Origin of the sequence: Oceaniferula spumae (assembly GCF_042849255.1) — a bacterium.
Lineage (GTDB): Bacteria > Verrucomicrobiota > Verrucomicrobiia > Verrucomicrobiales > Akkermansiaceae > Oceaniferula > Oceaniferula spumae.
In genome coordinates, this window is the sequence record NZ_AP026866.1 from 1,615,337 (window position 1) to 1,635,523 (window position 20,187).

The 20,187-nt window shown below is 53.0% G+C and carries 12 protein-coding genes; 8 read left to right on the forward strand and 4 right to left on the reverse strand.

Annotated features, from left to right (window positions below; translation table 11 throughout):
* Positions 1-174: 174 nt before the first annotated feature.
* The 3 genes from hemE to ACSPJT_RS06800 all read left to right on the forward strand — a co-directional run bounded on the left by hemE (position 175) and on the right by ACSPJT_RS06800 (position 5,717).
* Positions 175-1,215 (forward strand): uroporphyrinogen decarboxylase, encoded by a 1,041-nt coding sequence (gene hemE, locus ACSPJT_RS06790; RefSeq protein ID WP_435895614.1) that lies wholly within the window; start codon positions 175-177, stop codon positions 1,213-1,215.
* 122 nt (positions 1,216-1,337) lie between these two features.
* Complete coding sequence (locus tag ACSPJT_RS06795) at positions 1,338-5,030, forward strand: hypothetical protein (RefSeq protein WP_435895615.1); 3,693 nt, start codon at positions 1,338-1,340, stop codon at positions 5,028-5,030.
* A gap of 33 nt (positions 5,031-5,063) precedes the next feature.
* Positions 5,064-5,717 (forward strand): hypothetical protein, encoded by a 654-nt coding sequence (locus ACSPJT_RS06800; RefSeq protein ID WP_435895616.1) that lies wholly within the window; start codon positions 5,064-5,066, stop codon positions 5,715-5,717.
* Between the two features lie 210 nt (positions 5,718-5,927).
* Here the strand turns inward: ACSPJT_RS06800 and ACSPJT_RS06805 are convergent, their stop codons facing one another.
* Positions 5,928-8,321 (reverse strand): hypothetical protein, encoded by a 2,394-nt coding sequence (locus ACSPJT_RS06805; RefSeq protein WP_435895617.1) that lies wholly within the window; start codon positions 8,319-8,321, stop codon positions 5,928-5,930.
* Positions 8,322-8,608: 287 nt separating this feature from the next.
* Here ACSPJT_RS06805 and ACSPJT_RS06810 point away from each other — a divergent pair, with 287 nt between their 5' ends.
* Both ACSPJT_RS06810 and ACSPJT_RS06815 read left to right on the forward strand, forming a co-directional pair.
* Positions 8,609-9,937 (forward strand): hypothetical protein, encoded by a 1,329-nt coding sequence (locus ACSPJT_RS06810; protein WP_435895618.1) that lies wholly within the window; start codon positions 8,609-8,611, stop codon positions 9,935-9,937.
* 124 nt (positions 9,938-10,061) lie between these two features.
* Complete coding sequence (locus ACSPJT_RS06815; RefSeq protein ID WP_435895619.1) at positions 10,062-10,907, forward strand: hypothetical protein; 846 nt, start codon at positions 10,062-10,064, stop codon at positions 10,905-10,907.
* Positions 10,908-10,996: 89 nt separating this feature from the next.
* Here the strand turns inward: ACSPJT_RS06815 and ppdK are convergent, their stop codons facing one another.
* Complete coding sequence (gene ppdK, locus ACSPJT_RS06820) at positions 10,997-13,816, reverse strand: pyruvate, phosphate dikinase (RefSeq protein WP_435895620.1); 2,820 nt, start codon at positions 13,814-13,816, stop codon at positions 10,997-10,999.
* Between the two features lie 342 nt (positions 13,817-14,158).
* On the opposite strand from ppdK, the gene ACSPJT_RS06825 reads away from it, so the two are divergent.
* Together ACSPJT_RS06825 and ACSPJT_RS06830 are read left to right on the forward strand one after the other, a co-directional pair.
* The gene (locus ACSPJT_RS06825; protein WP_435895621.1) at positions 14,159-14,830 is read left to right on the forward strand and encodes a hypothetical protein; all 672 of its coding nucleotides are present in this window, start codon (positions 14,159-14,161) and stop codon (positions 14,828-14,830) included.
* Positions 14,831-14,849: 19 nt separating this feature from the next.
* On the forward strand, positions 14,850-17,048 hold the full coding sequence (locus tag ACSPJT_RS06830) for a DUF7133 domain-containing protein (RefSeq protein ID WP_435895622.1): 2,199 nt from the start codon (positions 14,850-14,852) through the stop codon (positions 17,046-17,048).
* A gap of 8 nt (positions 17,049-17,056) precedes the next feature.
* Here the strand turns inward: ACSPJT_RS06830 and ACSPJT_RS06835 are convergent, their stop codons facing one another.
* Positions 17,057-18,808: a HEAT repeat domain-containing protein gene (locus ACSPJT_RS06835; RefSeq protein ID WP_435895623.1), complete on the reverse strand. Its 1,752-nt coding sequence runs from the start codon at positions 18,806-18,808 to the stop codon at positions 17,057-17,059.
* Positions 18,809-18,962: 154 nt separating this feature from the next.
* Here ACSPJT_RS06835 and ACSPJT_RS06840 point away from each other — a divergent pair, with 154 nt between their 5' ends.
* Positions 18,963-19,526 (forward strand): PEP-CTERM sorting domain-containing protein, encoded by a 564-nt coding sequence (locus tag ACSPJT_RS06840; RefSeq protein WP_435895624.1) that lies wholly within the window; start codon positions 18,963-18,965, stop codon positions 19,524-19,526.
* A gap of 138 nt (positions 19,527-19,664) precedes the next feature.
* Here the strand turns inward: ACSPJT_RS06840 and ACSPJT_RS06845 are convergent, their stop codons facing one another.
* Complete coding sequence (locus ACSPJT_RS06845; RefSeq protein ID WP_435895625.1) at positions 19,665-20,111, reverse strand: hypothetical protein; 447 nt, start codon at positions 20,109-20,111, stop codon at positions 19,665-19,667.
* Positions 20,112-20,187 lie beyond the last annotated feature (76 nt).

Here is a 20,187-nt window from a genome sequence, read left to right on the forward strand (position 1 = left end):
GCATTTCATCCCACCGAGAAATACACAGAAACCTCATAACTTGACTCCGAAATTAAGACCCACCACCGACCTTTTGAGGTATTTGGCGTATTTCGCGGTCAGCTTCTGCAACTTCGCCCTTTCCTCTGACGTATCATGCCCCCATATTGCCGCCGCCTACACATTTTCCAGACCATGACATCCAGAGAACGCTTCCTCGCCTCCATCCGCCGCCAGCCCACCGACCGCACACCTGTCTGGGTCATGCGCCAAGCGGGTCGATATCTGCCCGAATACCGTAAGCTGAAGGAAAAATACAGCTTCATCGAGATGGCGCAGACCCCCGAGCTGGCCACCGAAGTGACCCTTCAGCCGCTGAAGCGCTTCCCTCTCGATGCCGCGATCATTTTTTCCGACATCCTCATCATCCCCGAAGCCCTCGGCCAGCCGTATCACTTCCGCGACAAGGCGAAGGGTGGCGGTATTGCCATGGACTACCTCCTCGACAGCGAGGCGAAAATAGACGCTCTCGACGCCTCAGGAATCGAGGAAAAACTCGCCTACCTGCCCGCCGCCCTGCGCATGACCCGACAGGAAATCGGTGAGGACAAAACCCTCCTCGGCTTCGGTGGTTCCCCCTGGACGCTGGCGGCTTACATGACCGAGGGAGGTTCGCTGAAAGACCTCGCCGCACTGAAATCTCTATTCTACTCCGAGCCTGCTGTGTTTGAAAAACTGATGCACAAAGTGACCGATGCTGTGATCGATCTTTTCAAGATGCAGATCGAGGCTGGTATCGATGCGGTGCAGATCTTCGACTCCGCAGGCGCCTACTGCCCGAGCCACCAGTACGAGGCGATGTCGCTGAAATGGATCAAAAAGATCACCGACTCCCTACCAGCCGATTTCCCCGTCATCATCTTTGCCAAAGGCATGGCCCACCAGAAAGACGCACTCTGTGCCACCGGTGCCAGCGTGTTGAGTATCGACTGGACCATCGACCTGCCCAGCTACTACGACAGCCTCCCGGACAACGTCGCCGTGCAAGGTAACCTCGACCCACTCATCCTAACATCCAGTGCCGATGTCGTGCGCACTGAGACACGACTCTTGTTAGAAAAAATGAAAGGTCGCCACGGTCACATCCTCAACCTCGGCCACGGCATCCTCCCCTCCGCCAAACCGGAGAACATGCAGGTGCTGTGTGAAACAGTTGCTGCCTGCGCGCCCTCATGAGCCTTACTTTATTCCCATATGGTTCGGTCCATCCGACCACACAAGAAATACATTGTAAACTCACTTGATACTTGTATTTTCATCATAAGGCTTGCTCCCCTGCAACACAGACTTGTCAAGTTATGAAGATACAACTCACACACATCTCATTTCGCGGCACACCTCACAACAGTCCCGGCTTCTCCCTGATTGCGACAGTGTCCGTCATGACTCTCTTGGTCTTGGTTGCCTTGACCATGCTCAGCTTGTCTACGCTGGAAATCAGGCAGTCGCAACAAGATCTCCACAAGGAAACGGCCAGAGCTAATGCCCGCATGGCCCTGATGCTGGCAATCGGCAGGTTGCAGCAAAGCGCTGGCCCTGATCAACGGGTGACAGCCCGTGCGGATATCCTTGAAGGAGTGGATGACAATCTGGAGCTGGACTCCAGCAAGCGTTGGCTGACTGGCGTGTGGAACACCGCTGAATGGGATCCTTTGAACCCCAATGATAAAAAATTCGTCGATTGGCTGGTTTCCGGCTCGGACGGCGTGGGTCGGCACCACAAGGACTACGTATTCACGCCATCTGGCGAGCTCGTTGTGCCCCTTGTCGGCCAACAAAGTGTGGACGACCAATCGGGCCAGGTTTCCGTAGCCAAAGTACCACTGAGCGAGAACGGCAATAATTCCGGTGCCCTAGCCTATGCCGTCTTTGACAACGGGGTAAAGGCGTCCGCCGCCAACAGCGGCAAGGCTGCCGGAGCTGAGCGAGACCTTGCCAGCCGACTGGCCGCTTACCCCCGCACCGCTCTGGAAGTGACCGACATCAACGAGCTCCAGAATGCCTCAGACAATGAGACTGCGGACCGCACTTTGAGCGATGAATCGCTGGACCTCCTATTTCCTAGCGCTGGCAACATCGTTTCCGACAAGGCCTTTCATGATATCACCCACCTGAGCCGCATGCTGCTGACCGATGTCAGAAATGGAGGTTTGAAAAAAGATCTGTCCTCCGCTTTCGAACTGGATCTGGAGGCATTCAACGCACTGGATGAGTTCCATATGTCCGGTGAACGCAACGTCACGAACTTCTACAGTTGGCTCAGCGATGCCTACTCGGATGCGAAATTTTACGACGGCGACAAGTCCCCGGACTTAGGCTACATCTTTGAAGCACCGGCACCTAACAATTCGAATCTGCGTATGCGCGGACCAACATGGGACATGATGCGAAACCACTACCGTCAGTATAAACGGGAGTACGAAAATATGTCATGGGCCAGACAGATGCGGAATCTGCCTAATGATGTCTTCGCCGCCCGTGGCGAAATGCCTCTGAGCTACGCCACCAGGCGTGGATCTTCACCGGGCACCTTCGCCCTTCACGTCGCGCACGGCGACCTCTATTCCAAGGGCGTGAACCGGGCCTACGCTGCCAACTGCGTATTACCATTGGCGCGCGAACACGGAGCGAAGACCCACGGCACCGTGCCCAGGACCATCGGTCTGGTGGTCCAGCCTACCTCTCCCAAGATCGCCCCCACGGTCCTGCGCTACACGCTGGTGCTCGGAGCAGTGATGCGAAAGGTCAACGGCGAAGACACCATGGCGATTTCCTTTGATCCCTACATCACCATCTTCAATCCCTACAACGTCGCGATCGCCTTCGACAGCTTTGGCATGTTCCACTCGAAGATGAACCCTTGCAGAGTCACTATTGACTACACCAACCAAGAGGGAAATTCCGATCGCGCGGTGGTCGATTTTTCCAACAACTACTTCACGCAGGGCACAGTTTCTTACCGTTTGCGCCAAGAGTCGAAGCCATACGTGCTGGAGCCGGGCGAAGTCAAGGTCATCAGCCCTTATCGCCTGAACCCGGGGGACGAAGCCGAGATCGTCCGCTCTCACGATATCAACCCGTTGGACGGGCGCTTTGAATACAATGAAGCTTCGGGCATCGTGGTGGCACCGGGCAAGACCGTCCGACCGAAGGAAGGAACTCAAGTCACCATGGAACTGCGTGGTAAAGTGAGACCTAACAGAGTCGAGTTGGAGCATCTCACTTTCAACTTGTTTTCCCGTTATGATCACCAAGGTGGTGAAAGGGACATTCGGAAACACTTGCCACCGCTCCGGGGAATTCAAGCTGACACGGATATTTTCGATGACATGTTCGTCGGGCGCACAGGGTTTTACGCACAGGACTTCTGGGCATTTCCCAATCTCCGTGCCTCCCGCACGGTCAATGAAAGCCAGATTCCCAGCCTTAACGAAGACGGACTTTTCGTCGGTGCATTAGATCTGCGCATGAAGCATGCCAATGAGGCAAATGGCGAGAAAGTCTCACCTTTCGCGGACTTCAACTACCTCTACACAGCTGTAGATCCCCGGGATTACGAGGCAAGGAGCCGTATGGCCCCGTCTTGGAAAGTTGAGTTGAAACAAATCACCGACATCAGTGAGCTCCAACTGGTGCAGGACACCTCGGGCCATGGATTATGGGGAGCTGCCACCACCCTGCCCGCCGGCTCCAGCCATATCATCCTGAATGAAGTGCCGCGCCTGCCAATGACATCCTTGGCCCAGTACCAGCACCTCACCGCAGGCCTGCCGAACTCTGGAGGCGCAAAGCACCTAGGGAACTCATTCACCCACCCAGGTATCGATGCCTTGGATCAAGTTGTCCGTAAAAGGCCACTGCAGATCTATTTCTTCATCGATAACCAATGGCAGGTGGACAACAGCTGGGCAGGCAATGAGGGCCTCTGGGACCGGTATTTTTTCAGCGGCCTATTCTACGGAGACATGCAGATGCCTTGGCAGGAGGCTCGTGTGGCTGCGAGTTTGGATGAAGCCATCGAGTCCACGATGCTTGGCGACGATTACCCCCTGTTCAATCCATACATGCGCTACACCCCTTCTGGAAGAAGCGATGAGCGCGACAGAATGATCAGCTACGAACACATTGCCGAGTCGCTCGTCATCGAGAACGGCTTCAACATCAATTCCACCTCGGAGGCAGCATGGAGAGCCGTGCTCGGAGGCATGCGTAACCTCGAATACCCATGGATGGATAAAAATCAGCTCAAGTCAGCCAACGGCAGTGAATATCACGTGGTTGGCCGTTACGGCCTCCCTGGGGCCGAGGCCCAATCACCATGGACTGGTTTCAGAGCCTTGAGCGATCAAGAGATCGAAGCTCTCGCCAAAGCCATAGTCAAGCAAGTCAAGCTGCGCGGCCCATTCATGGGGCTGGCGGACTTCGTCAACCGGCGCCTCACCAACGACGAAATCGATGGTTACGACGTTGGTAAACTCGGCGCTCTCCAGATGGCTATCGAGGCTGCAGGTCTCAATGACGATGTCAGGTACTCGGAAAATGTCGATTACCAGCCCACCATCTACTCGAACAACCCTGGCATCGAAAACAAACGCATAGCCCTCGGCGGCAAATCCATCGAACGCTCCACCATGAGAGGCGCGCCGCAATACCTGATGCAGGCGGACATCCTCACCGGCATCGGTGGCAGGATTTCCGCTCGTTCGGACACATTCACCATCCGCACCTATGGGGAAAGCTATGACAAGACCGGCCAAGTCATGGCCAAGGCGTGGTGTGAGGCCGTGGTGCAACGCACCTCCGAGTGGCTCGAGCCCACCGATGAGCAGGCCACTGAAAAATCGGACGACTATGGATCCTCCAACATCAGCCAGCCGACCGTTCCCTTCTGGCAGGCTAACGATGCCATGCCAGAGCTCAACAAGAAATTCGGCCGCCGTTTCAAGGTAGTGAGCTTTCGCTGGCTGGAGCCTCAAACATACCAGGATTAAATCGATTCATCATCCATGCAGTCATTTCATATCATGCGACCTATAGCCATTTTCCTCAGAGCATTAACTCTCAGCCTGATACTGTCGTCGTCAGTCGCCGCCGCCGAATTTGTCCTAACTTCATGGGGCGACTGGAAAGGAGACGAGCTATTTGCCAAGGTTAAGAGTGACTACGTTGCTATGGATCTGATGGACCTCTCGCTTTCCAAAACCATGACGTATGACAAAGGCCATGGGCTGGTGCTCTACCGCAAGGAACTCAAAGAGGACAAAACCGTATTCGTGCCAGCCGTCAAAGTCTCCGTCCCCGCCAGCATTATCAAACCGCTGGTGATGCTCTACATGGTCGAAGGTTCGGTTCGATACCGCGTCTTAGAGATGTCACCGGAAAAGTACCCCGGCAGCTCCATCCGCTTCGTCAATCTGAGCCCGCGTAATCTTGTAGTCACATTCGGGGAGAAAAATTACGGACTCAAACCCGCTTCAGAAGTGCTCGTCAAACCGCAGATCAGGGAAAAAAAAGCAGTTCAGATCACTGCCTCGATCATCACCGGAGAATCCAAACTCCAAAAGATGTATTCGTCTATGATCCTGAACCGACCGAAAAAGCGCATGGTCATGTTTTTTCATCCTACGGGCCCAAATGAGTTGCATTGCCGCAGTTTAGTCGACTTCGTACGCGACTGACTGCAAACAGACGCTTTCACGTAGTATTATACCCGTCCACATGTTGATGCATTGTGGCCCGAATTTTGTTAGGTAAAATGTGAGGTCGCCATGGCCACATTCTTGGCCACGGCATCCTCCCCTCCGCCAAACCGGAGAACATGCAGGTGCTGTGTGAAACGATTGCCGAGTTCTCGCAGTAGCGACTCACTCAGCGCATTCCCTATACGATCAGCGAAGGGAAATGCGCACGTCCAAGCTGACATCGGTTTCTTCGCCGACTGAATCGACGAGTTCTTGAGTCATGGTGAACCGATTAGCCCCAGTGCCTGGCGAGAGTTTGACGTCATTGACGTAAACATCATATGGCGGCACATCGTCGGCGAATTCCAACACAAACTCGTAACCAGCAACTGGCGCGAATTTGTTATTCTTTTCATATTCCAATGCCGGGCGAATCTTGGCCAAAGTCCCCAGCTCTTTGGGTCGGCCAGCCAGAAGTCGGCTGCGTTCAGCGCGCAGTGTAGCCATCACCTTGGCATCGGCATCCTCGATACGACCCAGATCCTGCAAAACACGGATGGCATGGGCCAGGTTCAGCTGAGCTTGGGCGTATGCAAGCAGCTCTTCTTGCTGCATTTCTTCCGCGATCGCAGCCTTGCCTTTTTCGGTCAACGCATCGACAGCCAATCCTTGAATCACATCGGTCACAAGCGGAGCCTCGCTGACAGGCATGCCCTTTCCGATCTTGGCAAAAGTATTCCCCAGGATCTTTCGTGCTGCGATAAGTGCGGCGCGTTCCTCTGCAATTTTCACGCTCTTTCGGATCGCTGTTTTGCCATAATCCTCCACCAGATCACTGACTCCTTTTTTGGCGATCGTAGTGGCCGCGCTTTTCACAAATGGCTTCACGGATTGAGCATTCGTGTCTTTGGCTGGCACTGCCACCTTACCGGATTCATCCACTTTAGCATCGTAGAAATCCGGCCAACTGAGAGTCACATTCACGATTGATTGAGTGCCGGCAATCGCGATGAATGCCGCTGGATTACCTTTGGACGCGATCGCACTATCGACAATCTGCACGACTGCCTGTGCCGTAGCTTGAACGATGTAGGAGCCTATTGCCGCATTGCGTAACTCGTTGTTAGCTTTATCAGCTGCCGTCGCTGCATCGATGATGACTGCACGCTGAGCGGCCCGTGCTTTGGCCACCTCTGACATGAATGTGGCGTATTCTGAAATTTGCTGATCGATCTCAGCGATGACATCGTGGATATCTTTGTTAGAGGTGATACGGGCGTCCTTGGTATGCAGACCGTTGAAGTGAGGGAAAATGGCGGCAGCAACTCCCGCTTCAACCTCCCTGAGTTTGGCCAAGCGGTTCTGCTCAGGAACTAAACGAGCCAACTCACGGGCGAGCCCGGCGCGTATGACGTCTCTCTGGATGGAGAGGTTCCTCAGCATGATCTTGGAATACCGCCGCTCGTTCGCTTGTTGCTCCGGATTGCCTGCTTCTTTTTTCAACACCTGCTTCAGGCGCTCGAACTCTCTCTGCGCGGCAGCTGCGTATTTTGTCTCAGCAGTAGCCAGATCTGCTCGTTGTCGGGCGATACTACGCTCGATTTCCTCAACCAAGCTGCGCTGCTTGGCGATCGCACCCGAGGCATCATAGCGACGTTCCCGTTGATTCTTCGTCTCAAGGGTGACACTACCGATCCGCGCCATGGTTTTGCTTTCAGGCTTCTTCTTCGCTAGGCCCTTCACATCCAAAGTGAACGGGATCTTGAGGTGATCCAGTTGGAAGGTTTGCATACCACTACTCACCCCAGGCCAGAGTGAGACGATGTATGTCGCGCCGATCTGGTTACGGAAGCCACTTTTTCCTTCACGGTAGATGGGGTAACCAGTTCCGACTCGGAGGGCTGCCGAACCTAGAACAGAAGCTCGGTGAAATCCCCATAGGTTTTCACCATACACTCTGATGTAAAACTTCGGACGGGCATGTGGAAAGCGATTCCCTACACCCCAGCTTTTCTCATCGTATTCACCAGAAACCGTGACCTTGTCGCCAGGCGATATGGTAGATACCACAGGTTTCTTAACGATGGAATCTCCGGAAGCACTGATCAGAGGACCAAATTCTATTTTAGAGATTTTCGGCCGAAGGCGTACCCAAGTTTCGCGTCCTGAGTCTCTGCCTTGGTAGTCCCATGTTCCTTTTCCACTATCACCAGAGAAGGTGAGCTTTGACACCGCACCCCAATGGCCTTTGATGCCTGATGAGTGCTTGAAAATCATCGAATTCCCCGTGACTTTGACTCCTCGGTCATAAATATTATCGTGAAGATACTCAGACTCCCATTCTCCTTGGGGGTCACTTTTATAAATGTCGTGGCTGAAACTGAGTAACTCCGTCTTCACCTTTTTAAGCGGAGGATACATGACGACGTAAGCTTCGTAGCGCTCGTTTTCGGCGCCTCCGTCTAAGACGACTTTCCAGTTACCTCCGATGCTATTGGCGGAGGCATCAAGAGACGGATAGAGCGGGCTTTGGGCTAGTGCTGCACAGGTCAAGCATAGACCTGTGGCAGCAAGACTGGCGATTTTGCGTTGGATAGACATAACTAAGGGGTAGGTTGGGGGTTAGACAATCAGAGGAAGTTTATCATAACTTCCACATTATAGACGAGAGGGAATTCAACCTATGCAAGGAAAGAGAACCTATTTTCAACCCTTGGAAAAAGCGTGCCCTTTCGGCAGAACACTTCCTTTTCTGATCAGCTATTTTGCAGAATTAAAAACTGCGTCGGGCAAACCTCCCAAGGTCATGGAAAACAAGGCATTTCAAACAATCTAACATAACATACTGCTTCTTTACCTGCCTCAGTTTCTGTCTTAATTCTAATCCTATGAAAAAGTCATTATTCCCACTGGCTCTTGTCACCGTGTTGACGACCAGCCACCTTTCCTCGTCTCCGCTTTCTGATTGGTTTGCAAAGTCGGAAGGAGATCGTGGCGCTATTCCGGCTGAGGCGCTCAAGGGTGACTTGAACTCAGCAGAGGCGATTGCTGAGGCTCGCAATCATGTTTGGAAAGCCTACCGTGAAGGTGCCATTAAGAACGGTTGGGACAGTGGCATCCCAGCCCAAGACCGCAGCTGGAAAGAATGGTTCAAAGGGGGTAAAATCGATGGTCTCATCGCAGATGTCGGCGATAAAAAAATGCCCTACGTCGTTCTCGTGAAGGGTGAAAAGCCCGAAGGTGGCTGGCCGGTCTTCATCACGCTGCACGGCGGAGGCGGCAATCCCCATGCCGACGGACCGCACACTTGGACGGTGAACACCCGAGAGTGGCTCACCCAGATGCAGCTTACGACCAAACTCTGGGAATCACCCGGCATTTACATCATTCCGCGGATGGCGGACGATCGCGATGGCCGCTGGTATTACGGCTACAATCAGATTTTCATCGATCGCCTCATCCAGCAGGCGATCCTTTTCAAAGACGCCAATCCTGACCGAGTCTACCTGCAAGGCATTTCCGAAGGTGGCTACGCGGCGTTCAGACTCGGCTCGATGATGGCCGATCGTTGGGCTGGTTCCTGCGCCATGGCTGCCGCAGAACCCATCGGCAACGCTCCCGTGGAAAACCTGCAACACGTCGCCTTCCGCTGCGGAATCGGTGAAAACGATAGGATGTTTAATCGCATAGGACTCGCCCGCACTTACTTTGAACGACTCGATGAGTTGGAAAAAGAAAACCCAGGTGATTTCAAACATTTCTTCGATGAACAAGTAAACAGAGGCCACGGCATTGACTACAAAGAAGGTCCGGCATGGATCACGAAGCACAGTCGGACCGCTGTCCCCAAAGCATTCCACTGGACCGTGATCAAACAACACGACCGCCACCGCGGCCGACTCTACTGGCTCGCCCTCGAGCAATCGCACAGCAAACTGCCGCTTAAACTAACAGCTAAGGCTAACAGAGAATCCAACACCGTGGAAATCAGCTCTCAATTCAGCAAAGATGGAAAAGACACCGCATCTGAAAACATCGGACTTCGCGTCTATCTCAACGACACACTCGTCGACCTCTCCAAAGAGGTCACGATCAAGGTCAACGGTAAAAAAGCCTTCCAAGGCATCGCCAAACCCAGCATGGAAGCTCTCATCCGCAGCACCGCCGAGCGCGGCGATCCAAAGCTGGTTTTCCCCGCTATGGTGGTCATCAAGTAATCGATCCGACGACAAAACCGCACAACTTCACTCCGCTCGTGGTGGGAGGAGGCATAAAAACACCTCTCCGGGCCATGCGTTTCAGAAGTTGCAAGATATCAGTGTCGCGCCTATGCTTCACCCAGTGAAAAATATTTATCATACCCGCCTCCTTGCATTAGCCACCGGCATCATCACGCTTAGCTGCGCGCATGCCGAGACCCGGTCGTTCACCAATACTGAAGGGAAAACTATTGAGGCCGAAGTTGTCGGCGTCTCATCGGGCAAAGTGAGCCTGAAGTTGAAAGGCGGAAAAATTTACACCCTCCCATTCAACACGCTATCCGAAGCCGATCAGACTTACATCAAAGAGTGGTATGAAAAAAACAAAAACAACGTGAAGCCGAGCGACTTCAGCCTCGGCATCACCAAAAAATCCACTCGTATCCGTGTGCCACGTGATAAGGACAAAGAAAAGTCGGCCAAGGGTGCCAGCACGAAAATGTCGATTGAGGAGGTGAGTTATCAATTCAAGCTATCTCAGAGAATATCAGCGCCTACAGAAAACATCGTCGTTTACAGCCAGATCATCAAACGCACCACGACCCGTGGAGACGAATCGGAAGATCCGAAATACGAAGAGGTCATTGATGAAAAAACCATCGATTCCCTCTCTTCGAAAAAACCTGAAGAGTGGGAGTCAACACCCGAAAGTTGTGAGGACATCACCACCAAATCAAAAACCGCGAGCAGCACATCCAAGGAAGACATCGTCGGTGTCGTGACCACTGTCTACGTTGGAGGGAAGGAACTCTTCAAGGAGTATGAGCCCAGCAACTTTGAAAAAGACCTGGAACGCATCCAGGAAAACAACCCTGAAATAGGTCAACCCAAGGGAGCTAACGCACCGAAGGCTGATGCTGATGGCGAGAAGAAACCTAAGAAAAAGGCAAAAGCGGACAAAAAGAAGAAGGATAAACAAGATCCTTAACCGCCCCAAAGATCTCAGACACACTCCACAAAAAAGCCCCCGCCGGATGACTCCGACGGGGGCTTGTGATTTATAATCGGTTAGACCAATTAGCTGACCTCACCGCGGGCCATACCTTTTTCCTCGAGGGCTGCTTGGGCAGCGGCGAGGCGGGCGACTGGGATGCGGAATGGTGAGCAGGAAACGTAGTTGAGTCCGGTGCGGTGGAAGAACTTCACAGAGGATGGATCTCCGCCGTGTTCGCCGCAGATACCGATCTTGAGTTTCTTCTTGGTGGAACGACCGCCTTTAACTCCCATTTCGACAAGCTTGCCAACGCCTTCTTGGTCGAGTGCGGCGAATGGGTTGTTGTTGAGAACTTCGGCGTCCTGGTAGGTTTGCAGGAAGCTGGAGGAGTCATCACGTGACAGACCGAGGCCGGTCTGGGTGAGGTCGTTGGTTCCGAAGGAGAAGAACTCGGCGTGTTTCGCCACTTCTTCAGCGGTGAGACATGCGCGTGGGATCTCCATCATGGTTCCGACGGTGTACTTCAGCTCGCTCTTCTTGAGACCGAGTTTCTTGCGGACTTCAGCGGCAGTTTCATCGATGACCTGCTTCTGGAGCTCAAGCTCACGGGCGTAGGATACGAGTGGGACCATGATCTCAGGGAGAACCTTGGTGCCTTTTTTCTGCACGTCAGCGGCTGCTTCGAGGATGGCTTCCACCTGAGTGGCGGTAACGGCCGGGTAGCTGATGCCGAGACGGCAACCACGGTGACCAAGCATGGGGTTCTCTTCGTGAAGAGCGTGGATGCGCTTGGTGATGGCGGCGGCGCTCATGCCGATCTTCTTGGAGAGATCTTTCTTCTGAGCGGCATCCATGGTGCCGATGAACTCGTGAAGTGGTGGATCCAGAAGACGGATGGTGGCAGGGCGACCGTCGAGGGCTTTGAAGATGCCTTTGAAGTCTTTTTTCATGAAGACCTTGATCTTCTTGAGTGCCTTGGCGCGGCCTTCGTCATCGTCAGCGAGAATCATCTCACGGACGGAGTCGATGCGGTTGCCTTCGAAGAACATGTGCTCGGCACGGGTAAGACCGATGCCCTCTGCACCGAATTTGATGGCTTGCTCGACCTGCTCAGGGGTGTCTGAGTTGGTGCGGACACCGAGTTTGCGGTGGCTGTCGGTCCACTTCATCAGTTCCATGAACTTCTTGTAAGTAGCGGACTTCTTAGCAGCGGCTTTGTTCTCGATGAGGCCTTGGATGACCTGTGAAGGAGATGCCTTGATGTTGCCTTCGTAAACGTTGCCAACGAATCCGTTGAGGGAAAGTTCGTCGCCTTGCTTGAGGGTGACGCCGTTTCCGGTGAGGGTTCCTTTGGCGTAGTCGATGGTCATGTTGTGAGCACCGCAGACGCAAACTTTACCCATCTGACGGGCAACGAGAGCGGCGTGTGAGGATGCTCCACCTTCGGTGGTGAGGATACCTTCGGCAGCGATCATGCCACGAAGGTCTTCCGGAGAAGTGGCCTGGCGGACAAGAATGACGGACTCACCTTTGGCGGCGGCTTTGACGGACTCTTCAGCGGAGAAGTAGATCTTTCCGGATGCGGCACCAGGGCCGGCAGGGAGACCGTTGCCTACTTTCTTGGCAGCTTTCTCAGCAGCGGAGTCGAAGATAGGTGCGAGCAGGTGACTGAGGTCATCGGCAGGAATGCGGAGGATGGCCTCTTCTTTTTTGATGAGACGCTCTTTGACCATGTCGAGGGCGATGTTCACAGCGGCGAAACCGGTGCGCTTGCCGTTACGAGTCTGGAGCATCCAGAGCTTGCCTTCTTCGATGGTGAACTCAACGTCCTGCACATCGCGGAAGTGCTTCTCGAGTTTGGTGCGGATTTTCAGAAGCTCTTTGTGAGACTTCGGAAGGTCCTTGGCCATCTTGGCGATTGGCTTAGGTGTGCGGACACCTGCAACAACGTCCTCGCCCTGGGCATCGATGAGGTATTCACCGTAGAAAACGTTTTCGCCGGTGGCGGGGTCACGGGTGAACGCAACGCCGGTGCCGGATGTTTTTCCGGTGTTACCGAAGACCATGGCCTGCACGTTAACGGCAGTTCCCCATGCGGCTGGGATGCCGTATTTCTGGCGGTAAACGATGGCACGGTCATTGTTCCATGAGTTGAACACAGCGTTCACAGCTCCGGTGAGCTGATCGCGTGGGTCTTCAGGGAAATCTTTGCCGGAGCGTTTCTTGATGAGTTTTTTGAACTCGGCAACAACCCACTGAAGCTCTTCAGCGGAGAGGCCGGAGTCGTCTTTGACTTTGGCTTTGGCCTTGGCTTTGTCGAGGATCACCTCGTAAGGATCGTGGTGTTCACCGGCTTCGGCTTCGACTTCCATGACGACGCTGCCGTACATCTGGAGGAAACGACGGTAGGAGTCCCAGGCGAACTTGGCGTTGCCGGTTTTCTTAGCGAGGGCTTCAACAACTTGGTCGTTGATACCGAGGTTAAGAATGGTGTCCATCATGCCGGGCATGGACTCACGTGCGCCGGAGCGAACGGAGAGGAGAAGTGGGTTCTCAAGGTCACCGAATTTTTTGCCCATGGCTTTTTCAACCTTGGCGATGTTGTCTTCGATCTCCTGGTTGAGAGTCTTAGGGTATTTCTTACCGTTGTCGTAGTAGTAAGTACAAACTTCAGTGGTGATAGTGAAGCCAGCTGGAACTGGAATTCCGATCAGCCCCATTTCTGCGAGGTTAGCGCCCTTACCTCCGAGGAGGTTTTTCTGGGAGCCGTTACCGTCGGCTTCGCCACCTCCGAAGAAGTAAACGTTTTTGTTAGATGATGCAGACTTGGTGGTCTTGCTAGCGGCTGCCTTACGGGCAGTTTTCTTGGTGGCCTTTTTGACGGCCTTCTTTTTGGTTGCCATGAGTATGGTTTTGTATTGTGAGAAGATGGTCCATGCATCTGTTAGGATCCGGCGGCCGATACACTTAGAATGTGTAAAGGACGAATCCTGTCAGAAAACGGAGGCGCAACATAACAAGCAATCCCTAGGGGTCAAGCCCTGCGCAGGTTTTTATCGTTCATTATCAATAACCTTGCGGTGACTCGACCTGTAAGCAAACTACCAGCCACAGAGACCGACCCTAAAATCTGCCACAAGAGATCGCGGAAAACTTCTGATCATATGATCGACAGATCTCAAATTCCACTACGTATTCGCCTATCATTCGCCCCCAATTTAGCATCACACCACGTCCCAAGATCCATGAACCCGCTGAACTCCAGTCGCCCGATCGCCTTAGCCGCACTCGCCATTTTGTCCTTCATCAATTCACCTGACGCCCTTGCTGACGATCTGTCCGGTGATGTCAAAGTGATCAAAGAAGCAGGAGCACCCAAAGTCCTCCGCTGCGTACTGAATGGCCGCCCGCGAGCGTTGGCCATCGAACTCAGTGGTCAGGTGGCAGTGGCGTATGACACCTGGCACGGTGGTATTTTCACGATCTGGGAACCTGCGGCTTCAGGGCAGTTCGTCAAATTGGACGGCGCGGTATACACCGGCAGACACGGGCCGCAACCCAGCACCAACGGCAAAGCGATCTTCACAGATAAAGACCCGGCCGACACTCAGCGGTATCATTTTTCCGACAAAAATGCGTCACTGCACTACCTCGGTCACAAGGTGGGAGAAAACGGCATCGTCACTCTGAGCTTCGCGTTCAGGGATGCGGACGGTAAACAAATCGCACTGATCGAAGACAGCTCGGCAGCAGGAGACAATAACACACTGCACCGTCAGCTGAACGTATCCGGACTAGCCGACGGACAGAACGTTACAATCGATTTCCCCAAAGGTCTCAGCTGGAGCGGTGTGGAAAATGATCGAGTCACCATCACCAGCAACAGCAAATCCACCTTCACCGCCAAACTTCCCTAATCATTACTTTCTTGATCCGATGAAATTTCTATCACTTATCACTCTACTGGCGTGCTGCCTGACCACGCAGGCTGCGGACATCCACCTGCCACCTTCAGCGGCCGTCATCAACGGCCCAAGCGGAAAAAAGAACCTTACCATTGACGGCAAGCTACTGCGCTACTGGTACTCCACCAAATCATCAGCCAGCTGGACGATCAATGTGAAGGGCTCCACCACGGTGGACGTCTTTCTCGACTACGCACACGGCCGCGCAGCCGGGAGCGAGATGGTGATCGAGTGTGCCGGACAGAAACTCCAAGCCACCAGCCAGAAAACCAAAGACTGGAACACCTTTGTGCCACTGAAGTTCGGATCGCTCAAACTTACCCCAGGAAAACACACACTCACGCTGCGCGCCACCAAGTCGGCCGACCATGCGGTTCTCGACACCACAGGCATCCGCCTAACAGGAGCGAACGTGCCAGTGGCTGTGAAACAAAACATCAAGCCATTCAGCGACGCAGCGGGTTTCCAACAAAAACTCAAGGGCCCGCACCCTTCCATGAAGGTCACGGACCTATCCATTCCTGGACTCGAAATCAAAGTAGGCGGCATCGGCTTTCTCAGTGACGGCACGATGGTGGTCTGCTCATGGACATCCGACGGCTCCGTTTATTTCATCAAGGGATATGATGGAGACCCTAAAAAGATGCGTATCAAAAAATTCGCCACTGGCATCGCCGAGCCGCTGGGTATCAGCATCGTCGAGGACCGGATTTTCGTCTGCCAGAAACAGGAACTCACTGAGTTGATCGACAGTGACAAGGATGGCGTCTGTGACATCTACCGCTGCGTCAGCAATGCTTGGGAAGTCGACACGAACTTCCACCAGTTCACCTTCGGCCCGGTTTATCATGATGGAAAATTCTACCTCAATCTCGCGGTGGCCATCAACCCAGGTGGAGCGACTACCGTGCCGCAGGTGAAAGATCGTGGAACTTGCATCGCCGTGGATCCTGATACCGGAGCCTACGAAGTGATCGCGGCCGGGCTGCGCACACCTAACGGAATCACTATCACCTCCAAAGGGCAAATTCTTGTTAGTGATAACCAAGGCGACTACCTACCAGCGAACAAGATGATGCACATCCGGCCCGGAAAATTTTTCAACAATAAATACAAACCCGAACACCCGTGGGCCAGCCGACCTGTTAGTCCGCCCGTCGTCTGGCAGGCTCAGAATGAAATTGGAAACTCCCCCACCGAACCGATCGAGATCCCCAGCGGCCCGTTCAAGGGGCAGATCCTTCACGGAGATATCCACCACGGCGGACTCAAGCGTGTGTTCATGGAAGAAATCAATGGCCAGCTTCAGGGAGTCGTATTCCGCCATGCCCAGAATCTGCGCGGTGGAATTAATCGACTGGAGTGGGGCCCTGATGGAAACCTCTACGCCGGAGTCGCCGGTCACCGGGGCAACTGGGGCAACAGCAAGCGCGATGGTCTGCTCCGCATCGAATATAACAAACCCCTGGTATTTGAAATGGCCGCCGTGCGCGCCAAGAGCGACGGCCTGGAGATCGAGTTCACCAAACCCTTAGCCATCGGCCAAGGTTGGGACCCCGGCTATTATAAAATCGACAGCTGGACCTACAAACCCAATGCCAAATACGGTGGCCCAAAAGTCGACCAGCACACCCTCACTCCCGAGACCGTTTCCGTCTCCGAAGACCGCAAACGCGTCTTCCTCAAGATGCCGCAGATGAAAACCGGCTACGTCACCCACATCGTGCTCAACCGCGAACTGCAGAGCGACGACGGTCAGGCGATTTACTCCGGCGAGTGCTGGTATAACCTGAATGAAAAACCTGCCGAGCTTCCGGGTGAAATCCGTCCGCTGCCATCTGATGCTCTGGTGTTAGGTGAAGTCAGCGAGGAGAAACTCAGTCGCGTGGAAGTGCTGCACAAGACCTTCTGCATTTCCTGCCACACCACGGACGGGAAAAAACTCGTCGGCCCATCATTCAAAGGCCTGCTCGGTAAAAAACAAAAGATTCACCGAGATGGCAAAGTCATCGAAGTCACCGTGGACGAGGAATACATCCGCCGCTCCATCCTCAACCCGGCAGCCGAATACCCTGATGGTTACCAACCGATCATGCCGCAGACGCTTTCCGAATCATTCAGCAAGGAAGATACTGAGAAGCTGGTGCAGTGGATCAAGGGGCTGAAATAAGGCTTCTGTCAGGAATCAAACGGGTCTTCCTCAGCACCGGCATTATGATTAACGTATTGTCGGTAATAGCTGACTTTGCCATCTGGAGAAATAGCGATCACACAACCGAAGCATGTGACGACCAGTTGACCTGATCTACTCACCTCAATGCGACTCGGGCATGAGGGCAGTACAAACCAGAGCTCGATACTCGCGGTGTGCTCATTCGCAGTGATTTTGTACAAAGCCCCGTCGTTCATGCCCATGTGCAATGTGCCCTCGGATGTTAGAATATGATCTCCCCACTGTCTCAGGCCGTAGAAATTTCCGCCCATTAATTTCACCTGTTTGCCTTTCTTAGGGACGTATTGCAATCCACCCGTCCATTCACCTGCAGCCGCAGCTAACAACATACCACCTGGGAGTGATAAACTCTCCATGTTACTCATCATCAGAACCTGTTCCCCGTTGGTATCTCTGAGTCGGATAAAGTCCTCCGCAATCTTGGGTTCCCGTTTGCCAAAGATGGCGAACTCTTCAACTATGGAGTTGTAGGGCATCAATTTGGTCAACTCGGCTGGGATTTCATCACGTTCATCCACAGCTCTCATTTTCATTTGGAATTCGTTATGCAGTTTATAACCATGTTCACCAAAAGTTTTCAGATAGTCAGCGTCTGTCTCGATAACACGCACCGCAGCCATGGCCGTTGTATGAACTAGTGGAAACCAGTGATCTTTTGCCGCTCTCTTTAAGGCTGGCACTGCGGCTTTGCATTGCAGTTGAGCCAAAGACTTGGCCGCCGCTTCAGCCTGGGTCCAATCTTTGCTCTCTGTGAGAAACGGAATCAATTCCTTGGCACCGTCTCGGTAATTGATCGCGCCGATGGCATGAATCACGGCGGCTCTGGTCACTTTGGAATCCGACTTTAACCACGGCATCATTTTTGGACCAAACTTCACAGCTCTGCCACCCTGCTCTGCCAGCTGGTAGATCGCCTGTGGGTTTTTCCCTCCATCAGCCTGACGGAATAATATCACCGCAGCAAAGCTGGTGTTGCTGGCAATCACTGCGCTCTCCACCGATTCTCCCCAAGTGGCATGGTCACGATCGGCCATTTTCAGTAATTCAGGAATCACTCTTTCCGCACTTTCTCCGATGTGGCCAATCGTCAATATTGCCTCTTTTCTGAGTGCCAGGGCTATTTTGTCATCCCTCACCAGATTCATCAGATCAGGAATGGCCACGCCGGCCTTTTCCTCCATTTCACCAAAAACAGCTCTCAGACCATGGAAGTAGTCCGCCTCCTCCAAAGGATCTGCCAGTTCGAAATTTCGCAGTAGGTCGGGGACCGCTTTTTCACCCAAACCTATCAGTGAGTGATATACGGGTGCCATAGTCTGGGGATTGTGCCTGAAATTGTCTGCCAGGTAAGCGATGGCTTTTTGATTGTCGATGCTGCGGATCGCGTAGGGCAACCACCCCGATCCATTTTGGTGACCCGCAATCAACGCATCCAGTTGAGCTGGCACCACACCGTCACGACATACCAGGATCACATACCCTGCGTGGTAGACCACCCTCTTATTCTTGTGTTTCAAAAGTGGTAACATGGCGGCTACCACCTCTTTATGATCCAATTTTGAAAATTTAGCGGTCAGAGCTTGCATCTCGGACCCGACACCTGAGTCAGGGGTGGAAAGTTTCACCAACTCAGCAACGAGGGGCTCCAATTCATCAGCCTTAGTGATTTGAGCCCCCACAAGTAGGATCAAAAGCATGTAAAACAACCGGTGAACTCTTGTCATCGGATGATTCTGACAGGGTGGTCTTTGAAATCAAATAAGATTTACAGCCCGGTTTTTCAAAAAAAGAGCCTTGCAATTACTTAGGTTTTATTGATAAAGTCCCCACCTGAACCAATTCAGCCTCTCCATGAAATCAAAAATTCTCACCCTTATCGCATCGGTGGCAGCAAGTGCCATGGCCAGTGCTTTCACGATCGATTTCAATAATCTGACAGTGTCGGACGGGACTACCACCACCGCTTTCACGATCTCTAACGTTGAGGCGGGCTCTCCGCAGACGGTGACCGTGCCAGGGTATGGTGATGTGACTTTTCAAGTAGGACCGGCTAGCGATGACGTTCTCGTAGTGGGAAGCACCTACAGAAATGATTCTGATACAATCCAGCAATCTTTGGAACTCGGTCCTCCCGAATTTGTAGACGATTCTTCCGAAGTCGTGATCGTAACATTTCTTGGACTCGAAGCATTGAGCGTCGACTTTGACATTATCGGTGTCGGCAGCGGTGAAAACCCCAATCCCGTGAGAACGGCATTCAATGAGTATCAATACGATCCTAACAGCAACGGCTCCGGCACATCTGGTGATGGTGCAGGTATTGCAGCTATCAGCTGGACGACAGTCCCCGAGCCTAGCAGCAGTCTGTTGGTCATGATTGGCGCAGGCACACTCTTGCTTCGTCGCCGCCGCTAGAGAGCAACCAATATTTTCCATCTACCGACTTTCCTCATGGAGAGTCGGTATTTTTTTACTCCCTAACCGAAAACACAAAAAAACCACACGGCCAGAGGCGCCGTATGGTTCTTGGAGATTGCAAAAATGCGGATGGAGTTAGTCCTTCTTACCGAATTTCTTGAAGGTTTTCTCAGCTTCCTGCATTTTCTCACCGAAGCCTTTCATGGCTTCCATGATGATCTTGGCTGCTTCAGGATCTGACATCACGCCTTTCATGGCAGAGCCCATTTTTTCCTGCTTTGCGTCCATGGCCTTGTCCATTTTTTCATCGAGGGCCTTTTTCTCTTCTTCGCTAGGCTCAGGGAGGGCGTCGAGACGTTTGGCGATATCTTGGAAATCGTTTCCGATGGTATCGATCTTCTTGGCAGCGGCCTCAGCGGAATCCTTGTCTTTGACCGACTCCAGAGTGGTGATCAACTCGTCGAACTTCGTTAGAAGTTCATCTGTCACTGAGTCTGGCGTGTCTTTTTTACCGCATGAGGTAAAGAACATCGCCAGTACGATGGAACTCAAAACGGACAGTTTACATAGTGTGGTTTTCATATCTATTGTTGTTTAGTTTTAGTTGTTGGTCGGCGTCTGTGCCGGAGACAAACAGACGTTCGACTGTGCATCCTAT